At 66.1% G+C, this 18,177-nt stretch carries 13 protein-coding genes and 1 tRNA gene; 4 read left to right on the top strand and 10 right to left on the bottom strand.

Going from position 1 to position 18,177, the window contains the following annotated elements; translation table 11 throughout:
- Positions 1-131 precede the first annotated feature (131 nt).
- From kdpB to V474_RS17035, 4 genes are all read right to left on the bottom strand, one after another.
- Entirely contained in the window at positions 132-2,150 is a 2,019-nt protein-coding gene (gene kdpB, locus V474_RS17050; RefSeq protein WP_059152643.1) for a potassium-transporting ATPase subunit KdpB, read from the bottom strand.
- 11 nt (positions 2,151-2,161) lie between these two features.
- A complete protein-coding gene (gene kdpA, locus V474_RS17045) occupies positions 2,162-3,865 on the bottom strand; it encodes a potassium-transporting ATPase subunit KdpA (RefSeq protein WP_059152642.1) in 1,704 nt (567 codons plus the stop codon).
- Positions 3,866-3,878: 13 nt separating this feature from the next.
- A complete protein-coding gene (gene kdpF, locus V474_RS17040; RefSeq protein ID WP_059152641.1) occupies positions 3,879-3,968 on the bottom strand; it encodes a K(+)-transporting ATPase subunit F in 90 nt (29 codons plus the stop codon).
- Positions 3,969-4,051: 83 nt separating this feature from the next.
- Positions 4,052-4,363, bottom strand: a complete 312-nt coding sequence (locus tag V474_RS17035) for a hypothetical protein (RefSeq protein ID WP_059152640.1) — start codon at positions 4,361-4,363, stop codon at positions 4,052-4,054.
- 141 nt (positions 4,364-4,504) lie between these two features.
- Between V474_RS17035 and V474_RS17030 the strand changes: the two genes are divergently transcribed.
- A complete protein-coding gene (locus V474_RS17030) occupies positions 4,505-6,427 on the top strand; it encodes a potassium transporter Kup (protein WP_082699871.1) in 1,923 nt (640 codons plus the stop codon).
- A gap of 37 nt (positions 6,428-6,464) precedes the next feature.
- Here V474_RS17030 and V474_RS17025 read toward each other — a convergent pair whose 3' ends face one another.
- Complete coding sequence (locus V474_RS17025) at positions 6,465-8,255, bottom strand: SLC13 family permease (protein ID WP_059152639.1); 1,791 nt, start codon at positions 8,253-8,255, stop codon at positions 6,465-6,467.
- 148 nt (positions 8,256-8,403) lie between these two features.
- Here V474_RS17025 and V474_RS17020 point away from each other — a divergent pair.
- The 3 genes from V474_RS17020 (at position 8,404) to V474_RS26655 (ending at position 13,649) form a co-directional block, all read left to right on the top strand.
- A tRNA-Val gene (locus V474_RS17020) sits at positions 8,404-8,479 on the top strand.
- A gap of 602 nt (positions 8,480-9,081) precedes the next feature.
- Positions 9,082-11,388 carry a TonB-dependent receptor gene (locus V474_RS17010; protein ID WP_059152637.1) on the top strand — a complete coding sequence of 769 codons (2,307 nt, stop codon included), beginning with the start codon at positions 9,082-9,084 and terminating at the stop codon, positions 11,386-11,388.
- 845 nt (positions 11,389-12,233) lie between these two features.
- Positions 12,234-13,649 carry a hypothetical protein gene (locus tag V474_RS26655; RefSeq protein WP_236711312.1) on the top strand — a complete coding sequence of 472 codons (1,416 nt, stop codon included), beginning with the start codon at positions 12,234-12,236 and terminating at the stop codon, positions 13,647-13,649.
- Between the two features lie 192 nt (positions 13,650-13,841).
- Here V474_RS26655 and V474_RS17000 read toward each other — a convergent pair whose 3' ends face one another.
- The 5 genes from V474_RS17000 to V474_RS16980 all read right to left on the bottom strand — a co-directional run bounded on the left by V474_RS17000 (position 13,842) and on the right by V474_RS16980 (position 18,061).
- Positions 13,842-14,366: a Dps family protein gene (locus V474_RS17000; RefSeq protein WP_059152636.1), complete on the bottom strand. Its 525-nt coding sequence runs from the start codon at positions 14,364-14,366 to the stop codon at positions 13,842-13,844.
- 264 nt (positions 14,367-14,630) lie between these two features.
- Positions 14,631-15,017, bottom strand: coding sequence for a response regulator transcription factor (locus tag V474_RS16995; RefSeq protein WP_059152635.1), 387 nt, complete (start codon positions 15,015-15,017; stop codon positions 14,631-14,633).
- Positions 15,018-15,084: 67 nt separating this feature from the next.
- Positions 15,085-15,744 carry a response regulator transcription factor gene (locus tag V474_RS16990; protein ID WP_059152634.1) on the bottom strand — a complete coding sequence of 220 codons (660 nt, stop codon included), beginning with the start codon at positions 15,742-15,744 and terminating at the stop codon, positions 15,085-15,087.
- Positions 15,741-17,321: a sensor histidine kinase gene (locus V474_RS16985; RefSeq protein WP_148649443.1), complete on the bottom strand. Its 1,581-nt coding sequence runs from the start codon at positions 17,319-17,321 to the stop codon at positions 15,741-15,743. Before V474_RS16985 ends, V474_RS16990 begins: the two co-directional genes overlap by 4 nt.
- A 44-nt stretch (positions 17,322-17,365) precedes the next feature.
- Positions 17,366-18,061, bottom strand: a complete 696-nt coding sequence (locus V474_RS16980; RefSeq protein WP_169795091.1) for a sensor histidine kinase — start codon at positions 18,059-18,061, stop codon at positions 17,366-17,368.
- Positions 18,062-18,177 lie beyond the last annotated feature (116 nt).

Here is an 18,177-nt window from a genome sequence, read left to right as displayed (position 1 = left end):
TTCGAACCGCCGCCTGATCGGCACGATGGATCCTGAAACGAGTTCAGGATGACGGTGCGTGCGAACGGGACCATGCTGGCAGCGCGATGGGGGCGGCAACGCGATGGCGTGGACAGAGAAGCTGCGGATCATCACACCAGCCCCAGCCCGGAAACCGCCATGTCGATCAGCTTGATCCCGACGAACGGCGCCACCAGTCCGCCCAGACCGTAAACCCCGAGGTTGCGCGCCAGCAGCGGTCCTGCGGCCATCGGGCGGTACGTCACGCCGCGCAGTGCAAGGGGGACCAGCGCCGGGATGATCAGGGCGTTGAACACGATCGCAGAAAGTATCGCGCTCTGCGGGCTGGCAAGGCCCATCACGTTGAGCACGCCCAGGCCGGGATAGAGCGCGGTGAACATGGCCGGGATGATCGCGAAATACTTCGCCACGTCGTTGGCGACCGAGAACGTGGTCAGCGCGCCGCGCGTCATCAGCAGCTGCTTGCCGAGGCCGACGATCTCGATGAGCTTGGTGGGGTCGCTGTCGAGATCGACCATGTTGCCCGCCTCGCGCGCGGCCTGGGTGCCGGTGTTCATGGCGACGCCGACGTCGGCCTGCGCCAGTGCGGGGGCATCGTTGGTGCCATCGCCGCACATCGCCACCAGCCTGCCGCCCTGCTGCTCGCGCCGGATCAGCGCCAGCTTGTCCTCGGGCGTGGCCTCGGCGAGGAAGTCGTCCACGCCGGCCTCGGCGGCGATGGCGGCGGCGGTGAGCGGGTTGTCGCCGGTAATCATCACCGTGCGAATGCCCATGCGGCGCAGTTCGGCGAAGCGCTCGCGCACACCTGCCTTGACCACGTCCTTGAGCGCAACGAGGCCGATCAATCGTCCGTCGCGGGCGACCGCGAGCGGGGTTTGCCCAAGGCGGGCGATGTCCTCCGACTGACGGCGCAGTTCGGCCGCGGCGGGGGAGGCGGCGGCTTCCGGGTTGGCGCGCAGCACCGCATCGACGGCGCCTTTCTGGACGAGGCCCGCCGCGCTCCTGACGCCGGAGATCCGGGTCTGCGCGGTAAAGGGGATCACTTCCGCGTCGCCGGGCAGAGCCAGCGAAAGGCCGAACCGCTCACGCGCGAGGACGACGATGGAGCGGCCTTCGGGCGTCTCGTCGGCAAGGCTGGCCAGCATCGCCGCTTCGGCCAGCGCAGCAGCGCTGGCGCCGCCAACGGGGCGAAATTCGCTGGCCTGACGGTCGCCCACGGTGATCGTGCCGGTCTTGTCGAGCAGCAGCACGTCGATATCGCCGGCCGCCTCGACGGCGCGGCCGGACTTGGCGAGGACGTTGAAGCGTACCAGACGGTCCATCCCGGCAATGCCGATGGCGGACAGCAGCGCGGCGATGGTGGTGGGGATCAGGGTGATGAGCAGCGCCGCCAGCACCGCGACGGGGATCGCGCCGCCCGCATAATGCGCGAAGGCGGGGATCGTCGCGACGGCGATCAGGAAGATGATGGTGAGGCCGACCAGCAGGATGGTGAGGGCGATCTCGTTAGGGGTCTTCTGCCGTTCGGCGCCTTCGACCAGCGCGATCATGCGGTCGAGGAAGCCCTGGCCCGCTTCCTGCGTCACCCGGACGCGGATTTCGTCGGAGATGACGCGCGTACCTGCGGTGACGGCGGAACGGTCTCCGCCGGCCTCGCGGATGACAGGGGCGCTCTCTCCGGTGATCGCGGCCTCGTTGACCGAGGCGACACCGGCGACAACCTCGCCGTCCGCCGGGATCAGTTCCCCGGCGGCGACCATGACCTCGTCGCCCTTCTTGAGCTGCGAGGCGGCCAGAGTGCGGCCATCAGGGAGGCGGGCGCTGAGTTCCGAGCGGGTGGCGCGTAAGGAAGCGGCCTGTGCCCGCCCGCGCCCTTCGGCCAGCGCCTCTGCAAAAGTGCCGAACAGGACGGTGAGCCAGAGCCAGCCGATCAGCTGGATCTGGAAGCCGGCGGGCAGCGGCTCGCGGCCGACGATCAGCAGGACGGTCAGCAGCAGCGCGACGACGGCAGTGGTGAACAGCACGGGGTTGCGGATCAGCTGGCGCGGTTCCAGCTTGCGGAAAGCCTCGCCGATCGCCGGTGCGACCAGCTTTGCCGAGAACATGGAAGTGGGTGTCTGGGTGGTCATGGGATGCGCCTTCAGGACAGCTGGCCGGCGACCATCGCGATGTGATCGGCGATGGGGCCAAGGGCGAGGCTGGGCAGGAACGTGAGGCCGCCAAGGATCAGGATCACCCCGATCAGCAGGCCGATCCACAAGGGGCCAGTGGTCGGAAAAGACCCCGAGGTGGCGGGCGTGTGGCGCTTGGCGGCAAGGCTGCCGGCGATGGCCAGCACGGGCACGATCACGAAGAACCGCCCGATCCACATCGCGATCCCGAGCAGTCCGTTGTAAAACGGCGTGCCGGCCGAAAGCCCGGCAAAGGCCGACCCGTTGTTGCCCGCGCCGGATGCGAAGGCGTAGAGGATTTCGGTAAAGCCGTGCGGGCCCTTGTTGAGCGGCCCGGCAAGGCCGGCGGGCAGGACGGCGCTCAGCGCGGTGAGGCCCAGAATGCACAGCGGAAGCACCGCGATGGCGAGGACGGCCAGCTTGACCTCACGCGCCTCGATCTTCTTGCCGACGTATTCGGGGGTGCGCCCCACCATCAGCCCGGCGACGAACACCGCCAGCAGTGCGAACAGCAGGAAGCCGTAGATACCCGCGCCAACGCCGCCGACGACCACTTCGCCCAGTTGCATGTTGATGAGCGGAACCATGCCGCCCAGCGCCGTGAAGCTGTCATGCATGGCATTGACCGCACCGCAGGAAGCAGCGGTGGTGACCACCGAGAACAGGGCGCTGGCGGCAATGCCGAAGCGGACTTCCTTGCCCTCCATGTTGCCGCCTGCCGCGCCAAGCTGGTGCAGCACCGGATTGCCCGCCGCTTCCTGCCAGTAGGCGACGCCGGTGCCGATCAGGAATAGCGCCATCATCGCGGCCAGGATTGCCCAGCCCTGCCGGGTGTTGCCTACCGCCTTGCCGAAGCACCAGGTCAACCCCGCGCCCAGCGCGAAGATCGAGAGCATCTGCACCAGGTTGGTGAGCGCGGTGGGGTTCTCGAAAGGATGGGCGGAGTTGGCGTTGAAGAAGCCGCCGCCATTGGTGCCCAGCATCTTGATCGCCTCCTGCGAGGCGACCGGGCCAAGCGCGATGGCTTGCCTCGCGCCTTCCAGCGTGGTCGTATCGACCTGCGCGGAAAGCGTCTGCGGCACGCCGCTGGCGATCAGGAACAGCGCGTAGACGATGCAGGCGGGCAGCAGCAGGTACAGGGTGACGCGCGTGCAGTCCGCCCAGAAATTGCCGACGGTCTTCGCCTCGCGCCGTGCAAAGCCGCGAAACAGCGCGAAAGCCACCGCGATGCCGGTCGCCGCCGAGAGGAAGTTGTGGATCGTCAGCCCCAGCATCTGGGACAGGTTGGAAAGCGCCGCCTCGCCCGAATACCACTGCCAGTTGGTGTTGGTGGTGAAGCTGACGGCGGTGTTGAAGGCGCCGTCCGCGCCGATCCCGGCAAGGCCGCGCGGGTTCATCGGCAATACGCCTTGCAGGCGCAGCACCGCATAGGTGAACGCCAGCAGCGCCAGCTGGAACACCAGCAGGTGCAGGCCGTAGCGCAGCCAGTGCTGCTCTTCGCCCGGGTCGATGCCGCCGAGCCGGTAGAAGCCGCGCTCCACCGGAGCGAGGACCCGGTGCAGCGGCGTGGTGCGCCCTTCGTAAAGCGCGAAAAGCCAGGCCCCCATGGGCTTGGCAAGCGCCGCGACGAGCGCGGTGAACAGGAGGATGAGGCTCCAGCCCTGAATGGTCATGGCCTTGGTTTTCCTAGAACTTCTCTGGCCGCAGCAGCGCGGCGAGGAGATAGACGAGCAGGCCGAGCGCGGTCGCTCCGGCGAGGATGAGCGGGAGTGTCATCGCTCAGGCCCTTTCGCAGAGCCGCGCGAAGGCGAGGGTGAGCGCGAACAGGCCGGCGAGCACAGCCAGCCAGGTAAGATCGGTCATGAGCGGGAACCTCTTGTATGGGTGAACCAGTCTGTCAGCGGGACGTCGCGCAGCAGCCCCGGCCCTTCGAGGCCCAGCATCAGCCCTGCGCAGAGCAGCACCACCACGCCCGCGCAGACGGCAAGATCGGCTGGCCCTGCGGGGTGGGGCGCGGGCTGCGTAACCATGCGCTGCGCGGTGATCGCCAGCCGCCAGCACCCGGCCAGCAGGGCGAGGCCAAGCGCGCGCAGGGCGATCTCGGCTGGCCACCACCGCTCACCCCGCCGCAGCGAGGCGAGCTTTGAGCGAAAGAAGGGGGACTTGTGCATGGCCGGGAATCCGTCGACTTGCGGGACGGATGCTCAAGTGGACCTTCGGGGCGTTAAGGTTCCACGGGAAATGCGGCCTTCACCCATAAAGAAACCGTAAAGTTCGTGGCGCTCCCGCGCGCGGGGCCTTATTTCGGTTTGATGAGCGAATCTGCCACGGACTTTGCCGCCCCCGCGCATGGTCAGAGCCACGAAAACGAAGGCCATCAGCGTGAAGGCCTGCCCGCCATGGCCCTGGGCGCCATCGGCGTGGTGTTCGGCGATATCGGCACCTCGCCGCTTTATGCCATGAAGGAGAGCTTTGTGGGGCACCATCCGCTGGTGGTGGACAAGCTGCACATCTTCGGCGTCCTGTCGCTGATCTTCTGGACGATGATGGTGATCGTCACGATCAAGTACGTCTTCATCATCCTGCGCGCCGACAACAAGGGAGAGGGCGGCAGCCTGGCATTGTTGGCGCTGATCCGGCGGGAACTCGGCGAGAACCGCCTGACCCCGCTGATCGCCGGGCTGGGCGTGGTGGCGACGGCGCTGTTTTACGGCGATGCGATCATCACCCCGGCCATTTCGGTGCTTTCGGCGGTAGAGGGGCTGACGGTGGTGAACCCGGCCTTCTCCGACTGGGTGCTGCCGATCTCCACCGGCATCCTTATCGGCCTGTTCGCCATCCAGTCGCGCGGGACGGCGGCGATGGGCAAGCTGTTCGGCCCGGTGATGATCGTCTATTTCGCCGTCCTCGCGGTGCTGGGCGTCAACGGCATTCTTCAGCACCCCGGCATCCTTGCCGCGCTGAACCCGGTCCATGCGGTGGAGTTCTTCCTGATCGACCCCAAGCTGGCATTCCTGGCGCTGGGCTCGGTGGTTCTGGCGGTGACGGGCGCGGAGGCGCTCTATGCCGACATGGGCCATTTCGGGCGCAAGGCGATCATGGTTTCGTGGCTCTATGTCGCGTTCCCGTGCCTCATGCTCAACTATCTTGGCCAGGCTGCGCTGCTGCTGGGGAGCCCGGAGGCCGCGTCCAACCCCTTCTTCCTGATGGCGCCGGAATGGGCGCGCCTGCCGCTTGTCGCGCTGGCGACGATGGCGACGATCATCGCCAGCCAGGCCGTGATCTCGGGCGCCTATTCGGTATCCCAGCAGGCGGTGCAGCTGGGCTTCCTGCCGCGTCTCAAGATCCTGCACACCAGCGCCCGGGCGGCCGGGCAGATCTACATCCCGCTGGTCAACTGGGGCCTGCTTGTCATGGTGTTGCTGCTGGTCTTCGGCTTCGGCAGTTCGAGCAGCCTGGCCGCCGCATACGGTATCGCAGTGACCGGGACGATGGTCATCACTGCCTGCCTGCTGGGCGTTTTGACCTTTGCGGTGTGGAAGTGGAACCCCGTGGTCTCGGTGCTACTGACTACGGCGTTCCTGCTGGTGGACGGCCTCTATTTCGCCTCGAACGCCACCAAGATACCCGACGGCGGCTGGTTCCCCCTGCTGGTCGCCGCCGTGGTGTTCCTGCTGCTGACCACCTGGGCCACCGGCCGGCGCATCGTGCTGGCGCGTCTGCGCGAGGATTCGATCCCCTTCGACCTGTTCCTGAAATCCGTCGGAGAGCGTGTGCGCCGCGTCGCCGGGACCTCGGTTTTCCTCTCCTCCGCCGCAGAGGGAGTGCCCCATGCGCTGCTGCACAACCTCAAGCACAACCACATCCTGCACGAACGGGTGGTGATCCTGACCGTCCAGACGCTGGAAGTACCCCACGTTTCCGGGCCAAAGCGCTGTAGCGTCGAGGACATGGGGCAGGGCTTCTATCGCGTGGTCCTGCGCCACGGCTTCATGGACGAGATCGACGTTCCTGCCGAACTCGCCGCCGAGAACCGAGCAGGGGGGCCTTTCCGGGCCATGGAAACCAGCTACTTCCTTTCACGCCAGACCCTGATCGCTTCCAGCCGACCGGGCATGGCTATCTGGCGCGAGAAGCTGTTTGCCTGGATGGTCCGCAATGCACAGAGCGCGATGGAATTCTTCAAACTTCCGACAAACCGCGTGATCGAACTGGGGAGCCAGCTGGAGATCTGATCGTTCCTTTCCCCTTACCGGGGAGAGAAAGGGCGCCTCACCGCACCGGCCAGAAGTGCATGATAAGCGGTGTGCCCAGCACCAGCACCAGCAGCGATAGCGGCGCTCCCAGCCGAGCATAGTCGCCGAAGCGATACCCGCCCGGCCCCATCACCAGGGTATTGCACTGGTGTCCGATCGGGGTGAGGAAATCGCAGCCCGCCCCGATCGCCGTCGCCATCAGGAAAGCGTCCGGCCGGTAACCCAGATCGCCTGCGAACACAGCGGAGATCGGCGCCATGACCAGCACCGTCGCCGCATTGTTGAGGAACGGCGTCACCGCCATTGATGCGGCCAGGACAAGCGCCACCGCTCCCCAGGGCGGCAGGTCCGCCGCCAGGGCGGCGAGCTGAGTCGCCAGCACGTCCGAAGCGCCCGTCGATTGCAGCGCGCCGCTGACCGGGATCAGCGCGCCCAGCATGATGAGGATCGGCCATTCCACCGCCTCGTAGGCATCGTCCACCGGCAATGCGCCGGTGATGATGACCAGCCCAGCACCCGTGAAGAACGCTGCCGCCACCGGGATCACGCCGGTCGCCGTGGCCAGCATCGCCGCGGCGAGTATCGCTAACGCCAGCCAGCCCTTGCGGGTCATGCCAAGGCTGATCGGGCGCGCTGCCAAGGGCAGCACACCCAACTGCCGCAGCCGTCCTGGCATTGCCGAGAGAATGCCCTGCAGCACGATAACGTCGCCGGGCTGCATCAGGATACTGGCGGGCTTGTTGCGCAGGCTTTCCCCCTCCCGCGAGATTGCGACGAGCCGCAGGCCAAGCCGGTCGCGCAGCATCAGCCGCGCCGCTGAACTGCCTGCCAGCGCCGAGCGTGCGGTGACCACGCCCTCGATCACGCCCACGTCATCGCGGGCGCGGGCGTGCTGTTCGTCCTCGTCCTCCTCGTCCTCGCCGTGCCCGCTAGGGTCGAGCTGCGAGGCGGCGACGGCTCGTTCCAGTGCATCGGGATCGCCGGCCAGGATCAGCACGTCGTCGGCATCGATCACCAGGTCTGGGCGCACTTCGCCGGCCAGGCCGTGGCGCAGCACGGCGGTCACGTCGATTTCTCCGTCGTGCTCCTTGATGAATGAGGCGACGGTATTGCCCACCACCGGCGATTGCTCACGCACCCGTGCCTCGATGGTGTAGTCCGAGATGTTGAGCGCCTCGCCCATGGTCGCCGCCGCGCGCCGGTCGGCGGGGAGCAGCCAGTAGAACAGGCGCAGGAAGATCAGGCCGATCACCAGCAGGCCAAGGCCGGTAGGCAGGTAGTCGAACATGGTGAAAGGCTCGCCGATCATCTGCTCGCGAACGCGGCTGACGATGATGTTGGGCGATGTGCCGACCAGCGTCGTCAGCCCGCCCAGCAGCGCCGCGAAGGACATCGGCATGAGGAAGCGCGAGGGGTTTGTCCCACTTTTGCGCCCGAGTTGCCCGGCTGCCGGCATCAGCATCGCCAGCGCCCCGATGTTTTTGATGAGACCCGAGGCCACGCCGACAGAAGCCGTCAGCACCAGCAGCTGCGCCCCGGTACGCTTGAGGTACTGCCCGGCCCAGGCCACTGCCTTTTCCACCAGCCCTGAACGCTGCACCGCCGCCGAAAGCACCAGCGCAGAGGCGACGATGATGACGATATCGTCAGAAAATCCCAGGAATGCCTTCTCCGGTGTGACCAGACCAAGCGCCATCGCGACGAGCAGGGCGATCACGGCGGTCACGTCGTAACGGAAACGGCCCCAGATGAAGAGCACCATCATTCCTGCCAGAACGGCGATGGACAGCCATTGTTGAAAATTCATCAAGCCTCGGACAACAGAGGAAAATGCAGCCTAACTGACTGGAAATGCGCGGTGAGCCATGCGGTGCCGGGCGCTGTCTAATAACATGTGTGCCTTCGGGCATTGACGGGAGCGTGAAAACGCAGCAATAGCGCCGCATAGCGCAAGAGGGCGGTTAGCTCAGTTGGTAGAGCATCTCGTTTACACCGAGAGGGTCGGGGGTTCGAGCCCCTCACCGCCCACCATTTCCCAAAGTAACGGAATTTTCTTACCCCGCAGGCGTCGCCTGGCGGGGTGGTTCAGTTTCTGGTTGGGCCTATCGGGCTATTCGGGGTAACGTGGTGGGGGCGAATGCGCGTATTGGTGATCGAGGATTACCAGAATCTTGTGAACTCTGCATGCCTATAGTCTTGGGAGCGTAACAGTTTCGGCGCCCTGTTGGAATGGCTGCGCAGCGTCCTGACGCCATTTGGCAAATCAAGCGCAGGCGGCCTGCCAAGAGGGTCCAGCGGCGATTGATCAATCCCTTCGAGCTATCGCTCAAGGTGTGCGCGGAGCAACTTTCGCAGAACAGGCCCCGTCAGCCGCTGCGGCAAGTCTTCAACCCGGCGAAAATCCATCATCTGTCGAAGGCTGGCTAATTCTCGAATAATTAGTCTGAATCGATAACGGTAATCATGGGTCGCGGCGATCTGACGCCTTCTGCTGCAATTTTTCTTTATGGTTTTATTGTGAGGTGCATTTCGCTTTGAATTAATTGAGAAAAATTCCCCTTGCATTTGTCGCAAATCATTCGCATTAGCGCAACGAATTGATACGCACTTGCAATAAAATAAGGGGGGTTTGAGTGTCTCTGTCTCGTCTTCGTAATTCGTCGGCTACCGTTGCGCCGGCTTATCTGGCGCTTTCCTGCGTCGGTTTCGCCGCCTCGCCGGCCATGGCTCAGGATGTTGCCGCCAGCGCAACCCCGCCCAGCCTGGGCGGCGTGACCGTTTCCGATACCGCGATCGACGAATCCGGCTACAAGGTCGATGAGGCCGCTTCTCCCAAGTACACGGCGCCGCTGCTCGACACCGCCAAGACCGTGATTGTCGTCCCCTCGCAGGTCATCCGCGAGAGCGGCTCGAGCACGTTCGCCGAGGCACTGCGCACCGTACCGGGCATCACCTTCGGCGCCGGTGAAGGCGGCAACCCGCAGGGCGATCGTCCTTTCATCCGTGGTTTTGACGCACAGGGCAGCACCTATATCGACGGCGTTCGCAGCGTCGGCGGCCAGTCGCGCGAGATTTTCGCGATCGAGCAGATCGAAGTCGTCAAGGGCGGCGATTCGACCATGGGCGGACGCGGCAGCGCCGGCGGCAGCCTCAACCTCGTCAGCAAGATGCCGCACCTGGGCACCAGCATCCTGGGTGATTTCAGCTACGGCACCGACGACTACAAGCGCGCTACCGTCGACGCCAATTACCAGATCGGCGAAACCTCTGCGATCCGTGTCAACGGCATGTGGCACGACGCCGATGTCGCCGGGCGCGATGTGGTGAACTACAACCGCTGGGGCATCTCGCCCTCGGCGGCGCTGGGTCTGGGCACCGCGACCCGCGCCTTCATCAACTACTATCACCTTGAGAGCGACGACATGCCCGACCCGGGCATCCCGTTCGAGCGTGCCGCCGCGCAGGTGACCAGTGCCAGTCTGCTCAAGATCGGTCCGGCCAAGGTCGACCGCGATACCTTCTACGGCCTCAAGAACCGCGACTTCCGCACTACCAACGTCGACGAGCTGTTCTTGCGCGCCGAGCATGACCTGTCCGACCGCATCAAGGTGCGCGGCACGGCAAAGTATGCCAACGTCAAGCAGGCCTACATCGTCACCCAGCCCGACGACAGCCAGGGCAACGTGCAGAACGGCCTCGTCTGGCGCCGTGCGAACACGCGCTGGAGCAACGTCGATTCGATGGTCGGACAGTTCGACGTGTCGGGCAAGTTTGATACCGGCGGCATCGAGCACTCGTTCTCGGTCGGCGCCGAGGCAAGCTGGGAACAGTCCAAGCGCGGCTCGTTCAACGTGAGCACCAACACCAGCGCCGCCGCCGCCGCGCGCTGCAGTGTGGCGAACCAGGCTGCGTACAACTGCACCAGCCTGACCAGCCCGAACGCCAATGATCCCTGGCAGAACGTCCAAGTGGATGGCAGCGTTATCCCGGTCGCCCGCAACGCGATCAGCGCCAAGACCGAAGCCACCACCTACGCGATCTACGCCCTCGACACGATCAGCATCACCGATCAGCTGCTGGTGAGCCTGGGCATTCGTCAGGACTGGTACAAGACGGTCCAGACCACGATCCCGGCAACGGCTGCCGCGCCGGTGCTGGAAAAGAAGGACAACTTCTTGAACTATCAGGCCGGCCTGATCTTCAAGCCGATGTCCAACGGCAGCATCTATGTCTCCTACGCGAAGTCGACCACCCCTCCCGGCAGCCTTGTCGGCGAAGGTCAGGAAGGCAACGCGATCGCCCTGACGACGCTGAACGATCTCAAGGCCGAGGGCACCAAGTCCTATGAAGTCGGCACCAAGTGGTCGTTCATGGACGACGCCTTCGGCCTGAGCCTGGCGGCATTCCGCACCGAGACCAAGAACGCCCGAACCACTGGCGCCAACGGTCTGCTGGAATACGTCGGTGAACGACGCATCCAGGGCTTTGAGGTCGGCTTCAACGGCAAGCCGCTTCCGTTCTGGAGCGTCTTTGGCGGTTATACCTACATGGACTCCGAGATCACCGACGTCGGAACCAGCACTGCGGCGGCCACGCTCATCAATCTGGGCAAGCCCTTCCCCAACACGCCCAAGCACAGCTTCACCGCCTGGACCACGTTCGACATCGCCGAGCGTTTCCGGATCGGCGGCGGCGCGATCTACAATTCGCGTCAGTATGCGGGCTTTGGTGCTTCGAACTACGGTACCATCGTCCGTTCGATCGACGGCTACTGGCGCTTCGACGCGACGGCTTCGGCCACGCTCACCGACAACGTATCGGTGCGGGTGAACGTGCAGAACCTGACCAACAAGAAGTACTACGACCGCACGTACTCGACCCACTTCGCGACCGTGGCGCCGGGCCGCTCGGCCTTCGCGACGCTTTCGCTGAAGTACTGAATCTCCGGTTCCCGGCTACAGGACAGGGCCCGCTCCTTTCGGGGGGCGGGCCGATCGAATGAGCCCTGACGGGGCTGCGCAAGCCGCAAGCCAGCGACACCCCGGCGTGTGTGGGCAAGGTGGTGGCTGGCTGAACACTCGCCCGGAGCCTGAACTGCGAGTTGCCGCAAGGAAGATTCGCCGCCAGTCTGCCTGAAAACGCTCGTCCCCGATCCGATCGTAGGAGAGCCGGGTCGGGTCGGTCACAATTGCCGCCGACCCGGCACCAAGGGGCTAACAAGGCGCAATCTCCTTTTTGCGTATGCGCAGAGGCGTTTTTCCCGGCCCTTGCGCGCGGGCGTAATAGCTTTGCGTGCGGATTGCGCACCCTGCTGGCCGTCGTTCCGGCGTGTCTGGCTACCTGCCCGAAACGGCTTTGGGCTGCCAGGTTGGCGGCGCCCGGCACAGGGCCGAAGCGGCTGCTTCTGGGCGCGATATCTCCTCCCGATCTGCCTTACGCCTTGCGCATACGGCAATTCATGGAGGACAACACAATGACCAACCGGACACGGCGCCCGACGGCACGGCAAACCCTGCTTTGCGCAACGACTATCCCGTTACTGCTGCTGGGCGCGTGCGCCGACAACGTCGGCTTCCATGCCGGCACGCCTTCGGGCCCGTCGACCCCCAGCGAACCCGCTGGCCCGACGGGACCTACTGGACCCACCGGCCCAACCGGCCCAACCGGCCCAACCGGCCCAACCGGCCCAACCGGCCCAACCGGCCCAACCGGCCCTAGCGGCCCCTCGGGCCCAACCGGGACGACCACCATCACCGGCCCCGCGACCGGGGTTAGCGTAGGCGGCGTGCCCATTCTTGGCCCCAGCGGTCCGGGCAGCCTGATCGACGTCAATGTAGCCCCGCCCACCGGTTCCAGCGGCGGAGGCAGCAACATCGTAGTCGACGTGCTGACGGGTGACGGCAGCGTTGTGCAGGTGACCCTGCCCACCACGGCGGCGCAGACGCAGCAGGCCCTGGCCCCCGTCGGCGCACTGGCGGGAGCACTGCTTGGCGAGCCGGTCGGAACGACAGTGACCGGCCTGACCAACGGGCTTTCGCCCACGGTTGCCGCCGTGACGTCCACCGTCAGCGGCGTGACCACGCCGCTGCTCGATACCGTCGATACAGTGCTGGCCCCGGTGGTAGGGTCCGGCGGCCTGCTGGCGCCGCTTACCGGGCAGCTGGGCGGCCTGGTAAGCGGCGTCGCCGGCAGCTTGCCGGGCAGTGGCTCCGGTCCCGCGCCGACTTATACCGGCCCGCTCGTCGGGCTGGACCTTGCGAACAACGGCCTGACCGGCGCGAGCACGAGCGGCACCCTGGTGGGCGCAAACGTGCTGTCGGACAATCCGGGTCTCGTCTCGGGGCAGCTGGTGACGGCTGACGTACTTGCCGATGGCGCGGTACTTGACGTGACGCTGCCGACGACAACCACCAGCGTAGCGCAGGGGCTTGCGCCTGTTGGCAACCTTGCCGGTGCCCTGCTGGGCGCGCAGGTCGGCAGCGGCGTAACGCAGGTCACCAACGGGCTGGCGCCTGTCGTGGCACCTGTCACCCTCGTGGTGGATACGGTGACTTCGCCGGTGCTGGACGCCGTGAACGGGGCGCTTGGTCCGGTGGTCGGCCAAGTGGTCGGCGGCCTTGGTGCGGGGGAGACCGGCAGCTCGGTGCTGTCGCCCGTTACCGGTGCCGTGGGCGGCCTTCTCGGCGGCGTGAGTGGCGGTTCGGGCGCAGGCACTGTGCTTGCGCCGGTCACCGGTGTCGTTAGCGGCCTGCTCGGCGGTGTCGGTGGTGGCGGCGGCGCTGGTACGGTGCTCACCCCTGTGACCGGCGTGGTGACCGGTTTGCTGGGCGGTGTCGGTGGCGGCAGTGGAGCGGGCAGTGCTCTCGCCCCGGTCACCGGTGTCGTTAGCGGCCTGCTCGGCGGTGTCGGTGGCGGCGGCGGCGCTGGTACGGTGCTCACCCCTGTGACCGGCGTGGTGACCGGCCTGCTCGGCGGTGTCGGTGGCGGCGGCGGCGCTGGTACGGTGCTCACCCCTGTGACCGGCGTGGTGACCGGCCTGCTGGGCGGTGTCGGTGGCGGCAGCGGAGCGGGCAGTGCTCTCGCCCCGGTCAGTGGTGTCGTTAGCGGCCTGCTCGGCGGTGTCGGCGGGGGAACGGGTTCAGGCACCTCATCCCTGCTGTCGCCGGTGACGGGTCTGCTTGGCGGCCTCACGGGGAGCTGAAACAAGGATGGCGTGTCCGCCGCTCTTGTTGCCCTCCCCCTGGTCGGACACGCCTCTACCCGACTCCGTCTGACGGGGTCGGGGAGGAGGCGGCCCTTGCCGTGGGCCGCCTCCTCCAACGCCCGCGATATGGAAAACCAGGTCGCGGGAAGGGGAGGCAATCGGTAGTTCAGGGGCGCATGTGCCCGGCGATCACAGCCGGGTCGTGCGCCCGCTTTCGTAGAGGAACCATGCGCGGCGCTCGGTCTCGTCGATCCAGACCTCGATGAGGCTAGCGGTGGCGATGTCGCGGTATTCGTCGCATAGCTCGTGGACGCGGCGCATCTCGGCGACCAGCTGTTTGTTGTCGCCGTGCAGCTCGGCCAGCATGTCCTGCGGCTCGACATAATCGGCATTGTTGTCGAGCAGGCGCTGGTGGCCGGCGATGTCCGAGATAGAGCGGATTGTCGTGCCGCCCAGTTTGCGGGCACGTTCGGCGATTGCGTCGGTCATCGCGAAAATCTGCTCGCCCTGCTCGTCGAGCATCAGGTGATAGTCGCGAAAGTTCGGGCCGCTCATGTGCCAGTGGAAGTTCTTGGTCTTGAGATAGAGGGCGAAGACATCCGCCAGCAGCGCCTTGAGGCCGCCGGAGATATCGCGCGTGGCATCGGCGCCAAGGTCGCTAGGGGTGCCCAGCTTGCGTGCTGCGGGCGAAACGAGAGTATGCTGGTCGGACATGGCAAGCCTCCTTCGGGGAATACGCGGCGGCGCGGTGCCGCCTCGATAGTGCCGAAGATAGCCGCGGCGAGCAGCCGCTCCCATCCACACCAAGGTATGGGAGCGCTCTTGGAGACCGTTTGAGAATGGGCTTTGCCCATTCTGCCGCACCAGCCCACTCCCCCACCCGACCACCCATAGAATACTGCCGTTGAGTGGCCGGGTGGGGGAGTGGGCTGGTGCCGCCTTCAAAATGCGCTCTTCTGCGCATTTTCAAACGGTCTCTTAGGGCAGCACGCTTTCTATTGCATCCAGAAGGGCATCGGGATCGATGGGCTTGACCAGGAACGCAGTCGCACCGCCCGCCATCGCCTGGTTCTGTGCTGCCTCGGTGGGAAAGGCGGTCATCAGAATTACCGGCGCCGCACAGCCGCGCCGGGTCATCTCGGACTGCAGTTCAAGGCCGGTCATGCCCGGCATGTGCAGGTCGGTGACCACGCAGGCAACCCGTTCACTAAACGTCGATGCCAGCAGATCCTCGGCGTGCGCGAAGCCGATGCCTCGCATACCCGCGGAGCGCAGGAGGCTGTCGAGACTTCCCCGCACACCGGAATCGTCGTCGACAATGGCAATCAGGGGGGAGGGGGCGACCAATATCTTCTCCGGTGTCATCGGGTTCAACCCGAAGGAATAGCCCCCGGTTCCAGTTGGGCCTGGGATCACCGGCACACCATCATACTCAGGTGTTATAACGATGGATGGTGTCGTCGCGCACGCCCAGCTGCTCGGCCATGCGCACCAGGTCGGCGAGCGACTGAGCCTGCATCTTGCGCATGACGTTGCCACGGTGGATTTTCACGGTGATCTCGGAAAGGGTCAGCCGCGCGGCGACCTGTTTGTTCATCAGCCCGGTGACGACCAGCGCCATGACCTCGCGCTCCCTCGGGGTAAGCGCGGCATGCGCCTCGCGCAGCGACGTATTGCCCTGCTGCGCCGCGCGCCGGGCGCGGTCGGTGTCCAGGGCGGAGCCGACTGCCGACAGCAGCTGTTCGTCGTCGAAAGGCTTGGGCAGGAAGTCCACCGCACCCGCGCGCATACCGCGCACGGTCATCGGAATGTCGCCGTGCCCGGTAATGAGGATGACCGGAATGACGAGTCCTTCGGCCGCAAGCCGTTCCTGGAATTCCAGCCCGTTCTCGCCCGGCAGGCGAATGTCCAGCACCAGACAAGAGGCGACCTGCGGCACCCCGGCGGCGAGGAACTCCGAAATCGAGGCGAACAGCGCCACGTCCAGCCCACTCGATCGCAGGAGGCTGCCGATGCTGCTGCGCACTTCCGCGTCATCGTCCAGCACGCAGACGCACGCGCGGGCGGTGGGATCGCTGCCGGTGTTGATCATGCCGCGAAAGCCTCCGTATCCAAGGCGGCGGGCAGGCGCAGCCGGAAGCTGGCGCCGCCGCCGGGGTTATTGCGGGCCGTTAGCGTGCCGTGGTGCTGCTCCAGGATCGAGCGGCAGATTGCGAGGCCGATGCCCATGCCGTCGTCCTTGGTGGTGAAGAACGGGCGGAACACCGTCTCGGGATCATCGGCCAAGCCGATGCCGCAGTCGCTTACCTCGACGATCAGGGCATCCCCGTCCTGCGCTGCGGTCAGGCACATCTCGCGCTGGCCGGGCGGTAGATCCGCCATCGCCTGCTGGGCATTGAGCACCAGGTTCATCAGTACCTGCTGCAACTGTACCCGGTCGCCCATCAGGGTCGGCAACTCGGGCTCCACGGTGATCCGCAAGGTCACGTCGTGGACCTGCAGGTCGCGGCGCAGCAGCGCCTCGGTATCCTCGATCAGGGTTTTCAGCGCCATGCGTTCATGGCTGGGGTCGGCTTTGCGCGCCAGTTCGCGGATACCCGCGATGACGTCCGCCGCGCGCGTGCCGTTGCTGGTGATATGGTCGAGGCAGTCAGCCACTTCGGCGGCGCCGGGCGCCTCGCGCTCCAGCCAGCGCCTGCCAGAGCGGGCATAGGTGATGATAGCGGAAAGCGGCTGGTTCACCTCATGCGCGATCGACGCGGCGATCTGCCCCAGCGTCGTCACTCGCGACATGTGGGTAAGCGCGGCCTGAGACTGCGCAAGGCGGGCCTGGGCGCGGTTCCGCTCGGTCACGTCTGCGGCCATGACCAGCACCCGCTTCCAGCCGCCGTGGTCGGGCGGCAACGAGACTTGCAGCAGAACGTCGATCGCCTCGCCGCTGCGGGTGACGAAGCAGGTCTCCTCCTCCACCGCCATGCGGCCGCGCAGCAGGGCGCCGTAGATGCGTGCCAGTGATTCGAAGGCGGCGGGGGTAGCGAAGTCGTCTACCGTACCGCCCATCAGCTCGCTCCGGTCGGCAAGGCCGAACAACCGCGCGGCGGCATCGTTGGCGTTGCGCACACGGGCCAGCTGGAACGCGCGTCTCACCGATGCCTCGTCGAGGCTACTGGCCTTGAGGAGTAGTGCGTAGGCGCCGGACCAGTCGGATTCCCAGATCGGAAACCCGGCCGCGGTGAAGATCGTGCGATAGCGCGCATCCGCCAGCTCGCGCTCGGTGCTTTCGGCAAGCTGGCGCAGGAACAATGCGGTGGTGACGCCAAGCGCGATCAGGCTCACCGCCAGCCGCATGGCCGGCGATCCCAGCGGATCGTCCCAGTGCGACGCGCAGTATCCGATGATGGCCAGCACCGTGCATAGGCCGGCGGCGGACAGGATCAGCCCGCGCGAATGGGTACGCCCCACCAGCACGACGACCGTGGTATATAGCACTGCCACCGCGCCCTGCAGCGGGCTGAGCACGTCCAGCGCGAAGATGCCCAGTGCCAGCACCGCTGCGGTGGGCGCGTAGAGCCTGCGTGCCAATGTCCCCGCCCCGTACACCGCGTCCTCCTGCCAGTATCCGCCAACGGACCGGGCGGCGAGGTTGCCGCTCCAAGGCGACGCGCGCAACCTCAACCTTCGGATGGGTGAGCGGACATGCCTGCTGCTGCGAGTCACCTTAGCGGAACTGCAAGTACGATGCGGGTTCCGGGCCGGGTGTTCTCGCGGATCAGGGCAGCGCCGATGCGCGCGGCAAGCATTTCGATGAGCCGGGTGCCGAAGCCCGGCTCGGGCGAGCCGGAGCCGATGCCGTCGTCCTCCACCGAAAATCGCAGGGCGTGGGCGCTCGCCAGCCGCATGACGATGCGCACTTCGCCGGCCTCCTGCGCGTGGTAGGCGTATTTGCAGGCGTTGAGCACGCATTCGGAGGCAATCAGGCCGATCGCCGCCGCCAGTCGCGCGGGCACCAGTGCAGTATCGGATGCGACCCTCAGCTGCCGTCCGGCGACGACATCGCAGCAGCCGGCCTCGATCTGGAGCGCCAGCGTCTGGAGATAACCGCCGATTTCCACCATCCCGCTTTCCTGCGGGCGCGTCAGCTGGCGGTGGACTCCCGCAATCGCGCCGATCCGGCCGAGCATCCGTTCCAGGGCCAAGGCAGCCGCCGGATCGACGATGTCGCGGCGTTCGGCCGCGATCATCGCCATGAGCAGCTGGAGGTTGTTGGCGATCCGGTGGTCGCTTTCGAACGCCCCGTCCGCGCCGACAGGCGAGGCGGCAGGGCCGGCGTGTGCTTCCCGGCTGGACGAGCGTTGGGCCATCGGCATCCGGCGTTCCTTGTTGACTGGCCGCGTGGGCAGGGTTGGCATGACCGCCTTTTTGCCTGCCTCGTCCGCCGCCGCCATCATACGCAGGTTTGGGGCGCCGATCTCGAAGCTGCCACAAACCAGTGTATGATGGCGGGCGATGCGGGAGCGCGAGATAA

This window comes from Novosphingobium barchaimii LL02, from assembly GCF_001046635.1.
GTDB lineage: Bacteria > Pseudomonadota > Alphaproteobacteria > Sphingomonadales > Sphingomonadaceae > Novosphingobium > Novosphingobium barchaimii.
Note: the sequence above shows the minus strand (reverse complement) of the source record. Positions and strands in the feature narration are given on the sequence as shown.

Bases quoted from the DNA above. Each gene is read 5' to 3' on its own strand.
- V474_RS17000 (WP_059152636.1), bottom strand. From the start codon at position 14,366: ATGTCCGACCAGCATACTCTCGTTTCGCCCGCAGCACGCAAGCTGGGC.
- V474_RS16990 (WP_059152634.1), bottom strand. From the start codon at position 15,744: ATGATCAACACCGGCAGCGATCCCACCGCCCGCGCGTGCGTCTGCGTG.
- V474_RS16995 (WP_059152635.1), bottom strand. From the start codon at position 15,017: ATGACACCGGAGAAGATATTGGTCGCCCCCTCCCCCCTGATTGCCATT.
- kdpA (WP_059152642.1), bottom strand. From the start codon at position 3,865: ATGACCATTCAGGGCTGGAGCCTCATCCTCCTGTTCACCGCGCTCGTC.
- V474_RS17025 (WP_059152639.1), bottom strand. From the start codon at position 8,255: ATGAATTTTCAACAATGGCTGTCCATCGCCGTTCTGGCAGGAATGATG.
- V474_RS17035 (WP_059152640.1), bottom strand. From the start codon at position 4,363: ATGCACAAGTCCCCCTTCTTTCGCTCAAAGCTCGCCTCGCTGCGGCGG.
- kdpB (WP_059152643.1), bottom strand. From the start codon at position 2,150: ATGACCACCCAGACACCCACTTCCATGTTCTCGGCAAAGCTGGTCGCA.
- kdpF (WP_059152641.1), bottom strand. From the start codon at position 3,968: ATGACACTCCCGCTCATCCTCGCCGGAGCGACCGCGCTCGGCCTGCTC.
- V474_RS16980 (WP_169795091.1), bottom strand. From the start codon at position 18,061: ATGCCAACCCTGCCCACGCGGCCAGTCAACAAGGAACGCCGGATGCCG.
- V474_RS17030 (WP_082699871.1), top strand. From the start codon at position 4,505: ATGAGCGAATCTGCCACGGACTTTGCCGCCCCCGCGCATGGTCAGAGC.